This window comes from Romboutsia sp. (assembly GCF_056995035.1).
Map to the genome: position 1 here is coordinate 31,191 of NZ_JBXKIW010000073.1, position 19,562 is coordinate 50,752.

Here is a 19,562-nt window from a genome sequence, read left to right on the forward strand (position 1 = left end):
TGGATATTTTAAAATTCAAATCTATTTATTCTTATTTTATATATAATATATATTCTAATTGAGTATCTACACTTTCACGATATCGTGACAATTGAAATTTAATAGTTAGCTATAATTAATTGATTTAATTAGTTTAGATTATTTATTAGAACATATATACATTCTTTTTTATCTTATTTTTGCTATCTATCTCAAATCCATACTTTATATACATATTTTTCAAATCACTTTCGTTAATAATATTTTTATTTGCAACTAAATGCCCCTCTATTATCTTTATATCTTTTAAATTGTATATTCTTAAACATTTATTTACTTCATTTACAATATTATCTAAACTTTTCAATAAAATTCCTCCATAACCTTGATTGGGTTTTGTTGACTTAAAATCATTTATATATAATCTTGATTGTTCTTTCATCTCATAGTATGTACAATCCATGTATGTATCATTTGTATCTCCAGTTATTATTCTTATGTCTATTGGTATGCCTATACTTATTTCTTTTATATTAATACTAACTACTATATATATTATTTTCCCTACCTTATTATTTTTTGCATTGAGTATCGTTAATAAATCTTCATTTTTATTTATATATTTTTTAACTTTTTTTAATAGTTTTACATAATAATTGTATTCTTCTAATAGATTTGTATCTTCTGGTTTTATGTTTTTTATGTCTTCATTTTTTATAGTTTTTAATTTATTTTTTCTTATAGCCTTTATATTTTTATTTATAAGATTACTTTTTATCTCATTTATCTTTATATCTAGACTATTCATAAATCCCCCATATAAAATTATATTTTTATAATTTTATATGGGGGATTTATATATTTTATGACTCCAATTGATATGCTAATCTTTATTAATTATTAATAAAACTTTTCTTATGAATTTCATTTTATATATTCTATATAAAATGAAAATTATAAGTGCTACTGGTCTAAAACTAGCTTGAATCTTATTCTTAAATCTCTTTATTATATAAAAATTACACTATTTAATTTTTATATAATTATGATTAAATAGTGTAATTTTTATTTAGTTATATATTAAAGTTCATCATTTGTTACAATACTTGTATGTATATAAGGAGCAGATTCATCTTTTACAACACCCGTATACAAAGTTTTCTTAGTTACTTTATCTATAACATATACATATTCTTTATTAAGAGGCTCTCTAGGTTTTACTTTCTCTGAATCTTCAGAAGCATCAACTGTTATATACAACTTATTGTCTATATCTCTAATTTGTTCTATATTATGATCAAATTTTTCATTTGGTAATTTTAAAATATAGTTTTCATTTTCAGTTATAAACTTCTTACTTTTTAAATCCATAATGCTTATCTTCATAGATAATTCACTTGATTTATTATTATAAGATAAAAATGAAACTTTATCACCTTCTATGTAAGTCCTATCTAGAGAATCATTTTCTGATGATGACTCTATAGGAAGATTTGTAAAATTAAATTTCTTAGCTTTCAAATCATAGCTAATTAATTCATATTTTTTCTTATATTCTTTTTCACTAACTTTTTCATAGCTTTCTTTTGTAAAATAAAACTCGTTTTCATATGTGAAAAAATCAGTTCCTATACTTGCTAAGTCATCTTTTTTACCTATTATTCTACTAACTACAAGCTCTGATGTTTCATTTTCTAAGTTTAATTTATAAATATTTACTAAACATTCCTTACTAGCATAAACATTTGCTTCTTCTCCAAATGGATAGTTTCGCTCTTTGTTAATCCCAACAATTACATATAATTCACCATTATATTTTAGAGGAATGCCACTATAATCTGAATTAGATTCTTGGCTAACTTTTCCACCTAAATGTATTTCATAAGATTTAATTTTATTAGTTTTTAAATTTTTATCTTTTACACTTACAATTAACTTTTCTTCATTACTCATATTATAATGACTTTCTACATTTGCATATCCTATACTTATATCATCTTTGTACGTACTATATTCGTTATTTGAACTTGAAGCATTAAATAAATTTCTATTTTGTTTATAAAAATTATTTAATGGAAATCCTGTTTGAACTCCTTTTGCATAATTATCAACTTTTATTTTATCTTTTGACATTATTACTTCTGTAGTTTTGTAATATCCTTTATCTTGTTGATATACTATATTTACATTTCCTAAAGCTTCTCTATTTCCATTTATATCTGTAACTTCATAATTTTCTTTATTATTTAATCCTATACATACACTAGTTGCAAGCATAGTTCCTACAGTTGTAACTAATACAATTTTTGATATTTTTTTATTCATTTTAATTCCCCCTCCTCTATACATATACTTTTTTATTTAAAAGGGTATATGATAATCCTACTGATACTACAAATAATATTATGTAATAAATTCCATGAATCATTAATCTTTGATCTTGATAATTTGCAAATGTACCTAAATACCCATATAAATACATTGATCCAAATACATATAAACACCCAAGTATTATTCCTGGTATTTTAAAAGATTTTTGAATCATAACACCTGTAAATATAACCAATACTGCAAGTATTACCCCTATTACATTTATCATTATAAAATCTATAAAATATGGTTGAATTAAAGTTATTATATTATTTTGAGTCATAAATATATCTAAAAAATAAATAAATTCTTGATTATTAATATTAGCTAAGACTTTTATTATACTAATATCAATAAACCATGCTAACATCTGAGTTATAATAACTCCATATATCATAATTACTAATGTTATTGCTTTAGCTATATATATGTTAAATTTATTTTGAGGTAGCATAAACAATGCATATCCTGTTTTATTTCTACCAATAAAATCTCTATACCATATAACTAAGCCATATATTAAGCAAAGTATGACTACTAATCCTAATAATAAAGTTGTATCACCCTGTAGCTTATAAAGTGCATGTTCAGATAATATAAATTTAGCTTCTTTTAGTTTCATTAATCCTATACTTTTTTTAGAATTAGTTTCACTAGCAACCTCAAGTATAATTCTGTTTATAGAATTATTAACTAATATCATATTTCCAACTATTAAAAGTCCTAACAATCCAAGATATAATTTATATATTCTTTTAAGTTCTATATTGTATAAATTTAATATATTATTCACCTTTATAAACCTCCCTCATTTTGTCTATTATAGACTTCCCTTCAATCTCACGAACTTCTTCTGCATTAAATTTAGATACTAATTTGCCATTATTTATTAGTATTACATCATCTACAATCATTTGTATCTCTGCTATTTCATGAGTTGTTATAACAATACTTTGGTCATCACGCATATATTTTGCCATTATTCCTATAAATTCTTCTCTTTTAAATATATCAATTCCTGAAAAAGGCTCATCTAACAATATGTATTTTGCATCTTGAGCAAATCCTAGTATTATCTTAACCCTTGCCTTATTTCCCTTTGATAATTTAGATATGCGTCTATCATCACTTAAATCAAACATTTGTAGCATTTCATAAGCTTTTTCATAATTCCAATTTTTATAAAAGTCTTTCATAAATTCAAAACTTTCTTTTATAGTCATTTGTGGAAAATGTATATCTATATCTGGTACAAATGCTAATTTGTTATAAGTTTTATAATTTGGCTTTTCTCCATCTATAAGAATTTCTCCCTTATCTATTTTAACAAGACCACTTATAGACTTTAATATTGTTGATTTTCCTACTCCATTTATTCCTAATACACAAGTTATTTTCCCATCATCTATAGTAAATGATATATCATCAAGTGCTTTTGATTTTCTATATTTTTTAGTAACATTTTTTACCTCTATCATAATTTCCCCTCCTAATATGAATCTTTTATGATTTTTATAATCTCATCCTTCTCTACGTCTATTGCTTTCATATTTTCTATAAAAATTTCTAATGATTCATGTATAAGATCTTTTTTCATTTTATCTATTATCTTTTCATCAGTTGTTATAGTACTTTGATATGTTCTAACTGTCTTTATAATCTCCATATCTTCCATCTCCTTATATGCTTTTTGTACTGTATTGGGATTTACTTTTATACTTACTGCCATTTCTCTTCTTGATGGTACTGGGTCCCCTGGTTTAAGATACCCTTTTACTATTGATTGTTTTATATATCTTATTATTTGAAGATATACTGGTTCTCTATCGTTTGCTATAAAATTCATATATACACCTCCGTACTACTGTATTATTAAAGTAATACACCTTATAACTGTATTATATGCATGGTACAGTTTATTTGCAAGTAAAATTTAATTTTTATTTTATTAATAAATATTATATATTTTCTGCCATCTAGTATAAATAGCTATATAATTAATATTAAGAATAAATACTTTAAAATTTTCAATAAAGGAGAAATTTATGTTTACACAAAGCACAAACCTTGTAAATGAGGCTAATAGAAGTAAAAAACTACCAAACTTTATTTGGGCTATAATATTAGCATTAATATTCATGTTTGGAGGTTCTCTTGTTGGAGGACTTATTACATTGCCTTTTTTATTTTTATTAAATAAAACTGAACTTTTTATATCAAATCAAGATATAGTATCTTTATTAATTTCTTTACTTAGCTTTGCTTTTATATCTTTGTTTGTATTTTTTAGAGTTACAAAGATAGAAAAAAGAAATTTTTCATCTATAGGATTTAGTAAAAATAATTGGTTAAAGAAATATGCATTTGGATTTTTCATAGGTATTGCTATGATGGGTATTATAGTAGTAATACTATCTGTATTTGGATATATAACTATTGAAAAACACCCTAGCCAGCCAGTAGGAGTGTCAGCTTTATCAAGTATTTTAATTGTTTTATTAGGATGGATAATTCAAGGTGGAACTGAAGAGATTGTAACAAGAGGATGGTTAATGAATATTATAGGTGCTAGATACAACATAATCTTAGGTTTAATAATTTCCTCTACGTTCTTTGGATTATTGCATTTAGGTAATCCTAATGTAAATTATATTGCTATATTAAACATTATATTGGTTGGATTATTTTATGGAATTTATGTTATTAAGACTAATGATTTATGGGCGGTTTGTGGAATGCACAGTGCTTGGAACTTTGCCCAAGGCAATTTATTTGGTTTTGAAGTTAGTGGATTAAATGTTGAAGTAGGAAGTTTAATCGATTTTAATTTAGTAGGAAATGATTTTGTTACAGGAGGAGTTTTTGGTCCTGAGGCAGGTATCATAAGTACTTTCGTATTACTTGCTTCTATTTTCATTGTATTTTTACTAGACAAAAAAGGTTATTTATTAAAATCAGCTATTAACTAATTTAATAATTCATATATCCTATATTTGTAATTTCAATATTAATAAAAAACTCTCTCAAAGCGTACTAAATTTACTTTGAGAGAGTTTTTTATTAATATAAATTATTATTTTAGTCAATACGTTGTGCTTCACTATCTATCAGCTGCAAATTATATTGTTGAATTAATTGTATCAACTTTTTTGCATATATTTTTTCTCCATTTTCATTCATAAGAGTGCTATATCCGGCTTCTTGAAGTGCATTTGCTTGATATTTATATGTATTAGATTCAAAAACTCCATTATCTTTATATCTTTTGTTTTCATATAAAAATTTTGCATGCTCATATATAGATTGGTTCTTATCTTCATATTTCCTGAATTTATCGTTTATTATAGTATTTGAAAATTCTTTTGTTTGTAATGTTACATACTCTCCCTTCCATGATTTATTAGCTTTTATACCAAATAAGTTGTTGTATTTAATAGCTAAATCTGATTCTCCCCATCCTGTTTCAAGTATTGCTTGAGCTATTGTTATTGATGGTAAGATTTTATACTTTTTATAGTTTTCTATAGCACCTTCTTTTATACTATCTATAAATCTTGTATATTTTGTATCTATCTGTAACTTACTCGGTGTTATACCATAATATTTTAAATCGTCTATATATTTAAATGTCCTATCTTTTTCATTATTATTAAAATCCAATTTTTCTAAGACTATTTCCACTGAATTTAATTTATTATCTTCAGTTATAAACATATTAGCTACTTCTTTTATTTCAGCTAATGTTGCTTTTTCAAAATTATTTTTTTCTATAACTCCTACTATTGCAGCAACATACTTCCAGTTAACTTGTACATTATTTGCACTTACTCCATCTACATAATCTATATAGTCACTTATGTTTATTTGAGTTTTATTTATTTCTTTTAATGAGTTACTTCTAATAAAAAAGTATCCTACTCCAATCACCATTGTAATTACTAAAATTATCAACCTTACTTTCTTCATATATGTCTCTCCTTTAATGTACTTTAATTAAGTATAGTATATAATACTTTTGTCTTATAAATGTTACAAAATAAAAAAGTCTTCAATTAAATATTTATAATGAAGACTTTTTTGAAGTATCTATTCAAAAATTATATTTATCCGCAGTTTTAAAATGGATATAATTTGCTACACGCTATAAAAAAAGTATATCCTATTTGTTCTTATACAAATAAAGATATACTTTTTATTTTCTATCGTAAATACTAATCTTTTTATAAATCACTTTACTACATTGATATTTACTATATTTCTATAATTTTCAGCTAAAAATACTTTATTAATCTATCTTAATAAAATATTTTTTCTATCTTTTATATTATATACTTTTTCATTTATAGTAATATCAATAGCATCACCATGTAAGTTTATTATATTTACACTTTCTTTATTTACTTCTATTTTTAATAAATTTTCTCTATAATTTATATTAAAGCTATATCCATCCCAATTTGCCGGTAGTTTAGGATGAAATGATAAAGTTTCATTAAACGTTTTCATACCTGCAAATCCTTGAACTATAGAAAGCCATGCACCTGACATAGAAGTTATATGAAGTCCATCTTCTGTATCATTGTTATAATTATCTAAATCAAGTCTTGCTGTTCTTGAGTATAATTCGTATGCTTTTTCTAAATTATCTATCTCACATGCTATTATAGAATATATACTTGGGGATAATGATGATTCATGAACTGTGTATGGTTCATAAAAATCAAAGTTTCTTTTCTTTTCTTCTTTAGTAAATTTATCTCCAAAGTAATAGATTCCTTGTAGTACGTCTGCTTGCTTTATAAAACATGATCTAAGTATTTTATCCCAAGACCATTTTTGATTTAATGGTAAGTTTTCCTTTGACAAATCTTCTACTTTTATAAGTTCTTTATCTAAGAAGTCATCATGTTGAACTATTATATCTAATTCTTCATCATATGGTAAATACATTTTAGATCCTATGTTTAACCACTTTTCTACCTCTTCTTTAGATACATTATTTCTATTTACAGATTCTATATTCTCCTGTTCTAACCAAGCTATATTTTGGCTTGCATACTCTAAGCACCATTTAGCTAGGTAGTTTGTATACCAGTTATTATTTACATTATTCTCATACTCATTTGGTCCTGTAACCCCATGAATCATATATAAATTTTTCCTAGCATTTAAATGAACTCTACTTGCCCAGAATCTTGCAACTTTAACTATTACATCTATACCTTTTTCTTTTATATAATCAAAGTCCCCTGTATAATTTGTATAGTTATATATTGCATAAATCATACTTCCATTACGGTGAATTTCTTCAAACGTTATTTCCCATTCATTATGGCATTCTTCTCCGTTAAATGTAACCATTGGATATAATGCTCCCTCAAGTCCAAGCTTTTTAGCATTCTCCATAGCTTTATCTAATTGGTTATATCTGTATACTAAAAGGTTTCTACATACTTCTTTTGGAGCTACCCCAAGATATACTGGTAAACAATATGCTTCTGTATCCCAATAAGTTGCTCCACCATATTTTTCTCCTGTGAATCCTTTAGGGCCAATGTTTAGCCTTGCATCATCACCATAATATGTTGAAAATAACTGGAATAAGTTATATCTTATTCCTTGTTGGGCAAGTGTATCTCCTTCTATTTTTATATCTGCACTTTCCCATCTTTTATTCCATGCACTGCATTGTTCTTTTAATAACGCTTCATATCCTTTTGAAACTTCTTTATTTAATATATCAGTAGACTTTTTAATGAGTTCATTTTCTTCATAATCTCTAGTAGTAGTTATAGCTATATATTTTTCAATGCTTATATTTTCATCTTTTTTGATATCAAATACTAAAGTGTTTGCACTATAATATTCTTTATTCATATAAGTATTTGATGTAGGTTTCTTACTAGATTTTATATTCATAGCAGCTGCGACTGTAAATACTTCTGTACCAAATACATTCTCTTTAGTTCTTGCTACTACACTACCATTATTTTGTTTAGCATCTGATGATACATTAACCCAGAAAGCTTCTTCATAATTTGAATCTTCATTTTTTACATTAGAATCTAAGTATGGTACAAAACTTATTTCTCCATCAAAGTTTAATGATTTAACTTCGTATTTTATAACACCTAATTCTTTAGTCGCTATACTTAAAAATCTTACGACATTTACTTCAATTTCATTGCCACAAACACCAGCTATAAATTTACGAGTTAATACTCCGTTTTGCATATCAAGTTCTCTATAAAATTCTCTTAAATCTGCTTTTGCTAAGTCAAGTAACTCTCCATTCACATAAATATCTATGCCTATATAATTTATGCTATTTGGAACCTTTCCGAAATAATTAGGATATCCATTTTTCCACCACCCTACACGAGTTTTATCTGGATACCACACGCCACCAATATATGATCCTCTATGACTATCTTTACTGTAACTTTCTTCATAGTTACCTCTCATCCCCATATATCCATTACCTAAACTCATTATTGATTCTGCTAATCTATTTTCTTCAAACTCTATTTTATTTTGTATAATCTTCCATTCATTTATATTTTCAAATAAACGTTTCATAAAATCCCCCTAAAACAATACTTTATCTATATTTTAACAATACCTAACGCATTTGTAGTTTTTTATAATCTCTTCAAAGCTTAATTGACTAGTATTTTCAAATATAAGCTTTGCTTTATTTAAAATCAACTTATCCCCTATTCCAACTGAATACATATTTGCAGTATTTATAGCTTCAATCCCTGCACTTGCATCTTCTATCCCTATACAATTTACATGGTCTACACTTAGTCCATTTGCTGCCATAATAAATATTTCTGGATCTGGCTTACTATTTTTACATTCAGCTGCATCTGCTATAAAATCAAAATAATCATATAGATCTAAATTTTCAAGAACCATTACTGCATTTTTACTTGCAGATGCTAGACCTATTTTTATATTATTATTTTTTATCTCATTTAATAAGTCTTTGATTCCTGGTAGTATATCTTTTGGAGTTACATTTTTTATTAACTCTACATAATACTTATTTTTATCATGTGCCATTTTTTCTTTTTCTTCTATTGTAAAATCATTTTGCTTATTGCCATGTATAAGTATTCTTTCTAAAGATTCCATTCTACTTATACCTTTTAAGCTTTCATTAAATTCTTCGTCAATTTTTATATCAATCTTTTCACCTAGCTCTTTCCAAGCTAAATAATGATAATGAGCTGTGTCTGTTATAACTCCATCTAAATCAAATATAAATGCTTCAATCATAAATTTGCCCCCTATAACAAACTATTTGTAACACTTGCTAAACATAGCTTTATATATTAATTATATTTAGCAAGTTAGGTTTTATTGTATAGAATCATTTATATAAATGATTCTCTTTCTATAAATTCAGTATTTACAATATAATGTCTGTTGTCATCATTTTTTTCTTCCAATGTATTTATAAGTAATTTTGCAGCTTGATATCCTAGCCTATCAGCATTTATATCCACAGATGCTAAAGGTGGTTTTTGATATTCTGCTAATTGAGTGTTATTAAATCCTACTACAGATATATTTTCTATTTTATTAGATTTTAACTCTTTCATAATTCCAAATGCCAAAATGTCATCTGTAGATACTATTGCAGTTAAATCTTTATTTTTTATAATTTCTCTGCATGAATTTTGACCTTCACATTCTTTAAATTCATCCTTATGTGTTACAATACTTTCATCTAATTCTATTCCATTCATTTTAAGAGCTTTTTCATAGCCTTTGTATCTATCCTTTGACATGTTAAGATTCTTGATTGCTCCAACAAAACCGATTCTTCTATGGCCTTTTTGTATAAGTTTATTAACAACTTTATACATTGCTTGGAAATTATTATTATCTACCCATAGTACTTCGTCTGGATATTCAGGTCTTCCTATTACAACAAATGGAAAATTAGCATTTTTTAGGTATTCAACACTTTCATCATTTTCTCTAACTCTTAGCATTATAATTCCGTCTACTAGATGACTCTGTGTCATTTCTTTTATACTTTCCAGCTCTGTTTCTTCATTTTTACTAAATGCGTATGTTATATAATAATTTTTATTTTGTGCATACATACTCATTCCTTTCATAGCATTTATAAAGAAAGGATTTGCTAGTAAATCTTCCACTTCATTTGGAAGTACTACCCCTAGTATTCTTGTTTTATTATTTGCTAAGCTTCTAGCTATAGGATTTGGTTTGTAATTTAATTTTTTTACAGCCTCTTGCACTCTTATTTTAGTTTCGTTACTTATTCTTGGATTATTTGATAACACTCTTGATACCGTAGACGTAGCTACATTTGCTTCTTTTGCCACATCTTTTATTGTAACTTTCATATTTTCCTCCTATACAACAACCCTTCATACATCTAGTTTGTGTACTTTTGATTATTCAACCTTGTATACTATTGCCTCGTATGGTCTTAATTTTATATTATTATTTTCAATTATTTTATCATTATAGTTAGATAATAGAACTTCTAATTCTCTTTCCTGTAAAAACTCCGGTATCTTAAAGTTTACATTATTTTCATAGAAATTCAACACAATTACAATATTTTCATCCTTTAAATTTCTTCTATATGCAAATATATTTTCATTTTCAGGATAAATAAGTTCTACATCTCCATACACTATTGTTTCACTTTCGTGTCTTAAATTAATTAGACTTTTATAATAATGGAAAATAGAGTCTTTATCTTCTAGTGATTTTTTAACATTTATTTGTTTATAATTTAGATTTACATTTATCCAAGGATTTCCTTTTGTAAATCCTGCATTTAAACTATCATCCCACTGCATAGGAGTTCTTGCATTATCTCTTGATGTTGGCATTATTCTTTTTATAACGTCTTCTTTGTCTTCATTTTTTATTTTTTCATTATAATAGTTTAAAGTTTCTACGTCTCTATAGTCATTTATATCTTCAAACCCTACATTAGTCATTCCTATTTCTTCACCTTGATATATATATGGTGTTCCACTGAATGTATGTATTAATGTAGCTAACATTTTTGCAGATTCTACTCTATATTGTTTATCATTACCAAATCTAGATACCATTCTTGGTTGATCATGGTTATTCATAAATAAAGAGTTCCATCCTACATTATGAAGTCCATCATACCACTTCATAAATATGTTTTTTACATCTGTTAACTTGTATGACTTTTTATAGAATTTGTCACTTTGATTGGGTAAGTCCATAAGCTCGAAATGGAATAACATATTAAGCTCATTTCTGTCTTCTCCAACATAAGCTCTAGCATGTTCAGGGCTTACTCCTGGAGTTTCTCCAACCGTCATTATATCATATTTACTGAATACTTCCTCATTCATCTCTTTAAAGTAATCATGAACCTTCGGACCATTTATATAAAGACCTTCTGCTCCATTTTCTGCGATATCTGACATATCAGTATCTTTTGAATATAAGTTACAAACATCCATTCTAAATCCATCTACGCCCTTGTCTAGCCAAAACTTCATCATAGAATAAATATCGTTTCTCATATTTTCATTTTCCCAGTTTAAATCTGGTTGCTTTTTAGTAAATAGATGAAGATAATACTGTTTTGATTCTTCATCATATTGCCAAGCACTTCCACTGAAGAATGATCCCCAGTTGTTTGGTTCTTTTCCATCTTTAGGATCTGCCCACATGTAGTAATTTCTATATGGATTATCCTTAGATTTTCTTGCTTCTACAAACCATTTGTGTTCATCAGAACTATGATTTACTACTAAGTCCATTAATATTTTAATGTTTCTTTGATGAGCTTGATTTAAAAGTTCATCAAAGTCTTGCATAGTCCCAAATTCATCCATTATATCTTCATAATCACTTATATCATATCCATTATCATCATTAGGAGATTTGTATACTGGACTTAACCATATAATGTCTATCCCTAATTCTTTTAAATAATCTAATTTCTCAATTACTCCTTTTATATCTCCGACTCCATCATTATTGCTGTCCATAAAACTTCTTGGATATATTTGATATACTACTCCTTCTTTCCACCAAGTTTTTTTCATATTACTATCCCCCTTGAAGAATTAATTTATTTTATACTTCCTGATGTAACACTCTTTATTATGTGCTTTTGTGCGAAGAAATAGAATACTAATACTGGTATTATAGTAAGTACTAATCCTGCAAGCGCTAAGTCCCATTGCTTTGTATATTGACCAAAGAAGAAGAACATTGAAAGTGGTATAGTTCTTGTTTCTGGTGTATTTATTACTAATGAAGGTAATAAGAAATCATTCCAAATCCAAACTGTGTTAAGTATTGCAACAGTTATAGATATTGGCTTTAAAAGCGGGAATATTATATATCTAAAAGTTTGCCATTTACTACATCCATCTATTAATGCTGCTTCATCTAATTCTTTTGGTATTCCTTTTACAAACCCATGGTATAAGAATATTGCTGAAGCTGATCCAAATCCTATATACATAAATATAATTCCTGGTATATTAAGAAGTTTTAATTTACCCATTATATTTACAAGAGGTAACATTATTGATTGGAAAGTTACTAACATTGAAGATATAAATAAAAATAGTATTATATTAGCTAGTTTAGAATTTGTTCTTTGTAACATCCACGCTGCCATAGATGCAAATACTACTATAAATACTATACTAATTATTGTTATTAACAATGAATTTCCTAAAACTTTTATAAAGTTTAATTGTTCCCAAGAGCTTATATAGTTATCAAAACTAAAGTTTTTTGGAAGAGACAATGTGCTTCCAAATAGCTCTCCTTTAGTTTTGAAAGAGTTTACAATTATTATATAAAATGGTGACAAACATATTAAGGCTAATACTATCCCTAATATGTCTAATGCCCATTTGCTTAATTTATTTTTCATTATGCCTCCACCTCATCTTTCTTAGTTATATAAACTTGAACCAGTGTTATTACTGTAACTAATATAAAGAATATTACTGCCTTTGCTTGTGCTAAATTCATTTTATTATATGAAAATGCAGTTTGATAAATATTAAGTGCAAGCATTTGAGTTGCATTTCCTGGACCTCCATTAGTAAGAGCTAAGTTTTGGTCAAATAATTTAAATGAGTTTGAAAGTGTTAAGAATAAACTTATTGTAAATGCTGGCTTTATCATTGGGAAAGTTATAAGTCTTATTCTTTGTAGAGCTGTTGCTCCATCTATTTTTGCCGCTTCATTTAACTCTGGTGGAACATTTTGAAGACCTGCTATATATATAACCATTACATAACCTGCCATTTGCCAAGCCATTATAATTACCATTCCCCAAAATCCTGTAGTTGCATTTGATAGCCATCCCATCATCCATTCTTGTCCTAGTGCCTGACCTGCAGCATTAAATACATTTACAAATATGAATTGCCATATAAATCCTAAAATTAAACCACCTATTAAGTTAGGCATAAAAAATATTGTTCTAAGTAAGTTGCTTATTTTCGATTCTCTCGTAACTAAAAGTGCTAATCCAAATGCTATAACATTTATACTAATAACTGATACGAAAGTAAATTTAATTGTAAAGAAAAGCGAATTTCTGAATCCTTCATCAGAAAATGTTTTTATATAATTTTCAAACCCTATAAACTCTATATCCGAACCTATTCCATTCCAATTAGTAAATGAATAATATATACCAAGTATTAATGGAATTAATATTACTAATGCAAATGCAAATAAACTAGGTCCTACAAATGCCCAAAATGTTAACCCATGTTTACTATTTCTAATTTTATTTTTGGCGATTTGTTTCTTTTTTTCTAATTGTGCTTCTTTACTTGCCATAAAATTCTCCCCCTTTAACTTTTTGAAAACGAAAACATATTTTAAATTTCAACTTAAGAATATAATTATATTATCCTGCATTTCAATTATAGGAAAGTACATTTGTACTTTCCTATTCACTCATAACATGTCATTTATTTAATACTATTTTCTATCTTCTGACCATGCAGATTTTGCATCCTTAACTAAGTTTTCCCAAGTCATGCTTCCATCTAAATATTTTTGTATATTAGCACCAACTACATTTTCTCCCCATCCACTTGGATATCCCATGAATACCCATGGCATAGTTTTTCCTTCGTTAGAATACTTTAATACAGCTGCTGATAATGGATCTTTTGGTTGTAATTCATCACTTTCATATCCTTTAAATGCTGGTATGAATTTAAAATCTTCTATTATCATTTTCTTACCTTCATCAGAAGTATATAACCAATTTAGGAAATCTTTAGCTGCATCTTTTTCTGCATCAGACTTCTCTTTATTTACAGCCCAATACATTGGAACTCCTACTGGTATACAATCTTCTTTAACTCCCTTAAGTGGCATTGGTAGTATACCTGAATTATCTGCTATATCAGCATTAACACCTTTTATTCCACCATATGCCCAGTTCCCATTTTGAACAATAGCTACTTTACCAGTTGAATATTTTTGTTCAATTTGCATAGCATAGTCAACACTATTTAAAGATGAATTTTTACCATCTGGCTTAAACGCATAGTTAACTTGTAAATCTAATAAATCTTTTAACTCTTTATTATATTTAAATTCTAATTCTTTAGCTTCATAAGCTTTAGTTCCATTTTCAAATTCATTAGATAACGCAGTATTTAATAAATGAAGTCCTGTAAGCCACTTTTCTTTTGCTGGAAGTGCAAATACAGCTTCAAGCCCTAGCTCATCTTTCTTTGAATCTAATGTTTTAACTGCTTTTTCTAAAGCTTCATAACTTGTTATAGATGCCGGGTCTATACCAGCTTTTTCAAATACTTCTTTATTATATATAAAACCATATCCTTCTTGATTAAATGGCATACCGAATGTTCCTTCATCAGTTGTTACTGCACCTAAAGTTCCATCAAATGCCTCTTTAGTCCAAGGTTGATCTGATAAGTCTTCTAATTTAGATGACCAGTCTTTAACATCTTGTGGGCCACCTACATTATATATAGTAGGTTCTTGACCTGATTGGAATTTTGATCTTAGTGCAGCACCATAATCATTTCCTCCTCCTACAGTTTCTACGTTTATGTCTACATTAGGATTTTTTTCCTCATAAACTTCTGCAGCTTTTTCAAGTGCATCTTTTGCTTCTACCTTAAATTGGAATATATCTACCTTTATTTGATCTCCTTCTTTAGCAGTATCTCCTTTACTTGAACTACATCCAACAACACTACTTGCTACTAACATTGTTACTGTTACTAAACTTAAAATTCTTTTTAATCCCATGTTATACCCCTCCTATTTTTCATTCGAGCAATCGTTTGCATTACCTTTGTACTTGAATTATAGCATGGCATTTCCATCCGTGCAACCGCTTTCTGAATCTTTTTTATATTTTATTTTTATAAAATTTATAGCTTATATCAAATTTTAATTTATTTTCTAAATATAAAAATAAAGTTCCTAAACATGTAATAAACACACTACATATTTGTAAGAACTTTATCATCTAATATATATCAAATAATCATTTTATAAAACGCTTATTAAAATTGCTCCTTTTGAAGTATACGTCCCCATAACAGAACCCACATCACTTATTGTAATATCTTCAAATCCATGGTTTTCAAGCATTATTTCCTTAACCTTTAATGCTTTTTGTAAGCAATTAGAATGACCTATGGCTAATACCTTTTTCTCACCTTTAGTTATTCTTGAGCAAACACTTTCAACTACCTTTTTAATACAATTATTATCTCCTCTTGCTTTATCAACTGGTTTAACTAACCCATCTACAACTTGAATTATAATCTTGAAGTTTAAAGCATTTATTAACTTTCCAGCTAGAGGATTTATTCTGCCACCTTTTATAGCATTCTCTAAAGTTTCAAGATAACCAAAGAATACTAGATCATTTTTTATTTTTTCTATTGTCTCTACTATTTCACTTAGAGATTTTCCTTCGTGAGCTAACTGAGCTGCTTTCAAAACTAAAATACCTTGCCCTACAGATCCAGTTTGAGTATCTATAACTGCTATTCTTTTATTTGAATTTTCTTCTAAAAACATGCTCCTTGCAAGTACTGCAGTTGAGTATGTAGCTGATAACTTAGATGATATTGTAAGTACTAATATCTCCTCTTTACCTTCGTAACTCTTAATAAACCTCTCTGGTGAAGGACTAGATGTTTTCGGAAGTTCTTTAGATTCTGCCATTCTCTTGTAAAAAGTATCCTTGTCCATTTCTCCATCTATATATGTTTCTTCCCCAAATGATACATTAAGGCCTACAATTCCAATATTATATTTTTGTACTATATCTTTATTTAAATCACAAGAACTATCTGTTATTATCTTTATTCTACTCATATCTTTCCCTCACTTTATTTATATCCATTTAATTTTTTAATTACTTACAATCTCTATTTTAGTCCGTCAGTCAGTCAGTCGACCGATTCTTATTTTTATTGTACCTTTACTTATTTTAAAAGTCAATAATTAAAAATTCATTCAATTTGATTTAAAATTTTTATTTTAGACTACAAATGAAAGTCATATCTTGGTTGATTGACAATAAATTTTTATAAGTTTATAATTGATTTATTAAAATGGCAGTTATATATAGAAAGGTTGATTTTATGAAACCAAATAATATGAAAGAAAACATTTTATTAACTGCAACAGAGTTAATAAAAAAAAATGGAGTTAAAAATACTAGTTTAGCAGATATTGCAAAAGCTGTGAATATAAGTAAAGGTACTCTTTATTATCATTATTCTTCAAAAGATGATTTAATATCTGATATAGCTAATATGCACTTAGAAATTATTACTAATGCAGTCTTAAAATGCGTACAAAGTATGGATTCTCAAAATTCTAAAGATCAAATGATAAATCTCATATTGGAAAAAATATCCGCTATCGAAGATCGTGGTCGTATACATATGTATATTCTTTGTGAAGCAATAACAGACAATGAATATTTAAAAGAAAAAATTAAATTTAAATATAAAGAATGGCGAAATACACTTAAATCCGAAATTTTAAAAACAGGTACAAAAGATGCTGATGCTCTTTCTTTTTTACTAGTATCTATTGTTGATGGTTTAGTTGTTCAGGGGTTGCTAAAAACTGAAGAAATACCATTTGAAAGTATAGCTAATTTTTTAGTTAATCATTGGTGTTAATTAAATTTTAAAATTATAAAAAAGTCTTCAATTTAAGATTTATAAGGAAGACTTTTTTGAAACACATATACGAAAATTATATTTATCCATAGCTTTAAAATGAATATAATTTCCTATGTGTTATAAAAAAGATTTTACAAACCTAAAAACCTTATTTAAATAGAAGATAAGCTTTTTAAGTTTGTAGAATCTTTAGTAACTTATATATCTAAAACTTTTTCTTATCAGTTTATATAATTGATTTATTTAAACTGATATTTGTCATTATATAAGCTCAAAAGTAAAAATCTTGCATCGCTCATTTTTATACTATGCTCATATATAAGCTTTTCAATATTTTTATCTTTAATTCTATTATTATTAGCTATAAGCTTACTTTCTATTTGATTTCCAATAAGAGATAATTTTATTAATTTATCTAAATTTCCATTACCCTTAAGCACTTTATTTAATTCCTTTAATATTTCTTTACTATTCTTTTTATATTTATCTTTAAGTTCATATATAGAATCACTTATATTATAAGGGAAAAAATATCTATTAATTATTAAGGCTATTAGTATACCTATCATTATAAATATTAATCTGTTTATTGATAAAATATTTATATTGTCAACTAATGATACTGAACTTAATGATATTATAGTCATACTAATTACCTTTTTGTCATATTCTTCAAAATAAAAATAACAGAAAAATGCTATTATCAATATTATAATTTTAGGAATGCTATCGTGTATTGTACTAAATATAACGAAAAATAAAGTTACTCCAATAAGAGTTCCCACAAATCTTTTCTTAGCCTTAACTACGGTATCTTCTTTATAAGGTTGTATTATTACATATATAGTAATTACTATCCATCTTCCATTTTCTATATTAAAAAATTGTACTAAAAACATAGATAAGGATATTGCTAATGCTAATTTTATAGAATATATAAATTTTAAGGAATTTATATTAAAATTCTCTTTCATAGTATTAAATAACTTAAATTCACTCGGAATATTTATTGTTTTATATATTTTGTTTAAAATTTTATCCTTACATTCCTCGGAATTATTTATATTAAGCTTAAATATTTTTAATAAATATATAATCTCATACACAAATATAGGCTTATTTTCTATTTTTTGATACTTATTTATAAAATAATCTATATCCTCATTTATTTTATCTATACCTTTTGTATTTTCATTAAATTCTTTTATATTGTTGATTTGAATTCTTAAATCTTGTAAATAATTATTTTTTATATATTTATCTTCTTTAAACTTAACAATATGGTTTATTACTAAATTTAATCTATCTAAAAATACTGCTACATTAAATTGATTATTTTCTTGTTTTGAATGTATAAATCGTCTATGACTTCTTTCATTTATTAATGTTAATAAATTTCTTATTTTTTTATTTATTTGTATACTTTTGTTTATATCATATCCGCTATTTTGTATATTTTCTATATGGTTTTGTAAGTCATTTACTATATCTGTTATTATTAGGCTAGATTCTTTTTTAAATTTATTTCTATTAAATATTATTTGACCTACTATTATAATAAGTATACTTAAACTAAGAGCTAATAAACGATTAGGTAATTCATTAAGATTTACAGGCATTGCCCACATGAATATATATGACATTAAAAATATATACGATGTAGGCATTCTAAAATCATTCATATATATATATGTAGTTATAAAGATAGTTGAAAAATTTATTAGAATTCCTGTCCAAATATTTATAATTGATATATACGATAATATCCCTAATAGAACATTTAATATTAAAAATGTAGCCGTTCTATATAAAAGTGTTGCTGTTAAATCTCTCATTAAAAATGAAACAGCTCCCATTGCCATTATCATTCCAACTAACATATTGTTCATTCCAAATACTTTTGCATAAGTCATTTGTGTTGTTGCTATAAATAAAGCTTTCAACAAAGATTCTTTTACTATTTTTTTGTCCATATAAACACCTACTTATTTTAATTCA

The 19,562-nt window shown here is 26.3% G+C and carries 17 protein-coding genes; 2 read left to right on the forward strand and 15 right to left on the reverse strand.

What is annotated here, in order from left to right; all coding sequences use genetic code 11:
- Positions 1–145 precede the first annotated feature (145 nt).
- From AC11VW_RS11235 to AC11VW_RS11255, 5 genes are all read right to left on the reverse strand, one after another.
- The gene (locus AC11VW_RS11235) at positions 146–787 is read right to left on the reverse strand and encodes a hypothetical protein (RefSeq protein ID WP_484301511.1); all 642 of its coding nucleotides are present in this window, start codon (positions 785–787) and stop codon (positions 146–148) included.
- Positions 788–1,059: 272 nt separating this feature from the next.
- Positions 1,060–2,304 carry a hypothetical protein gene (locus AC11VW_RS11240; protein ID WP_484301512.1) on the reverse strand — a complete coding sequence of 415 codons (1,245 nt, stop codon included), beginning with the start codon at positions 2,302–2,304 and terminating at the stop codon, positions 1,060–1,062.
- Between the two features lie 16 nt (positions 2,305–2,320).
- Positions 2,321–3,142 (reverse strand): hypothetical protein, encoded by an 822-nt coding sequence (locus AC11VW_RS11245; RefSeq protein ID WP_484301513.1) that lies wholly within the window; start codon positions 3,140–3,142, stop codon positions 2,321–2,323.
- Positions 3,135–3,827, reverse strand: a complete 693-nt coding sequence (locus AC11VW_RS11250) for an ABC transporter ATP-binding protein (protein WP_484301514.1) — start codon at positions 3,825–3,827, stop codon at positions 3,135–3,137. The genes AC11VW_RS11245 and AC11VW_RS11250 overlap by 8 nt, the downstream gene beginning before the upstream one ends.
- Before the next feature lie 11 nt (positions 3,828–3,838).
- Positions 3,839–4,195, reverse strand: coding sequence for a GntR family transcriptional regulator (locus AC11VW_RS11255; protein WP_484301515.1), 357 nt, complete (start codon positions 4,193–4,195; stop codon positions 3,839–3,841).
- Between the two features lie 199 nt (positions 4,196–4,394).
- On the opposite strand from AC11VW_RS11255, the gene AC11VW_RS11260 reads away from it, so the two are divergent.
- A complete protein-coding gene (locus AC11VW_RS11260; RefSeq protein ID WP_484301516.1) occupies positions 4,395–5,318 on the forward strand; it encodes a CPBP family intramembrane glutamic endopeptidase in 924 nt (307 codons plus the stop codon).
- Between the two features lie 109 nt (positions 5,319–5,427).
- Here the strand turns inward: AC11VW_RS11260 and AC11VW_RS11265 are convergent, their stop codons facing one another.
- The 9 genes from AC11VW_RS11265 to AC11VW_RS11305 all read right to left on the reverse strand — a co-directional run bounded on the left by AC11VW_RS11265 (position 5,428) and on the right by AC11VW_RS11305 (position 16,743).
- Positions 5,428–6,315 (reverse strand): glycoside hydrolase family 73 protein, encoded by an 888-nt coding sequence (locus tag AC11VW_RS11265; protein ID WP_484301517.1) that lies wholly within the window; start codon positions 6,313–6,315, stop codon positions 5,428–5,430.
- A gap of 324 nt (positions 6,316–6,639) precedes the next feature.
- Complete coding sequence (locus tag AC11VW_RS11270; RefSeq protein WP_484301518.1) at positions 6,640–8,928, reverse strand: glycoside hydrolase family 65 protein; 2,289 nt, start codon at positions 8,926–8,928, stop codon at positions 6,640–6,642.
- A 33-nt stretch (positions 8,929–8,961) separates the two neighbouring features.
- Complete coding sequence (pgmB, locus tag AC11VW_RS11275) at positions 8,962–9,633, reverse strand: beta-phosphoglucomutase (RefSeq protein WP_484301519.1); 672 nt, start codon at positions 9,631–9,633, stop codon at positions 8,962–8,964.
- A 98-nt stretch (positions 9,634–9,731) separates the two neighbouring features.
- On the reverse strand, positions 9,732–10,733 hold the full coding sequence (locus AC11VW_RS11280) for a LacI family DNA-binding transcriptional regulator (protein ID WP_484301520.1): 1,002 nt from the start codon (positions 10,731–10,733) through the stop codon (positions 9,732–9,734).
- Positions 10,734–10,784: 51 nt separating this feature from the next.
- Positions 10,785–12,437, reverse strand: coding sequence for a glycoside hydrolase family 13 protein (locus AC11VW_RS11285; RefSeq protein WP_484301521.1), 1,653 nt, complete (start codon positions 12,435–12,437; stop codon positions 10,785–10,787).
- A gap of 26 nt (positions 12,438–12,463) precedes the next feature.
- The gene (locus tag AC11VW_RS11290) at positions 12,464–13,282 is read right to left on the reverse strand and encodes a carbohydrate ABC transporter permease (RefSeq protein WP_484301522.1); all 819 of its coding nucleotides are present in this window, start codon (positions 13,280–13,282) and stop codon (positions 12,464–12,466) included.
- Entirely contained in the window at positions 13,282–14,205 is a 924-nt protein-coding gene (locus tag AC11VW_RS11295) for a carbohydrate ABC transporter permease (RefSeq protein WP_484301523.1), read from the reverse strand. Before AC11VW_RS11295 ends, AC11VW_RS11290 begins: the two co-directional genes overlap by 1 nt.
- 144 nt (positions 14,206–14,349) lie before the next feature.
- Entirely contained in the window at positions 14,350–15,660 is a 1,311-nt protein-coding gene (locus AC11VW_RS11300; protein WP_484301524.1) for an ABC transporter substrate-binding protein, read from the reverse strand.
- A gap of 246 nt (positions 15,661–15,906) precedes the next feature.
- Positions 15,907–16,743, reverse strand: coding sequence for a DegV family protein (locus AC11VW_RS11305; RefSeq protein WP_484301525.1), 837 nt, complete (start codon positions 16,741–16,743; stop codon positions 15,907–15,909).
- Positions 16,744–17,012: 269 nt separating this feature from the next.
- Here AC11VW_RS11305 and AC11VW_RS11310 point away from each other — a divergent pair, with 269 nt between their 5' ends.
- Positions 17,013–17,561, forward strand: a complete 549-nt coding sequence (locus AC11VW_RS11310; protein WP_484301526.1) for a TetR/AcrR family transcriptional regulator — start codon at positions 17,013–17,015, stop codon at positions 17,559–17,561.
- Positions 17,562–17,803: 242 nt separating this feature from the next.
- On the opposite strand, the gene AC11VW_RS11315 is transcribed toward AC11VW_RS11310, so the two are convergent.
- Positions 17,804–19,537, reverse strand: coding sequence for an FUSC family protein (locus tag AC11VW_RS11315; RefSeq protein ID WP_484301527.1), 1,734 nt, complete (start codon positions 19,535–19,537; stop codon positions 17,804–17,806).
- Positions 19,538–19,562: the final 25 nt, after the last annotated feature.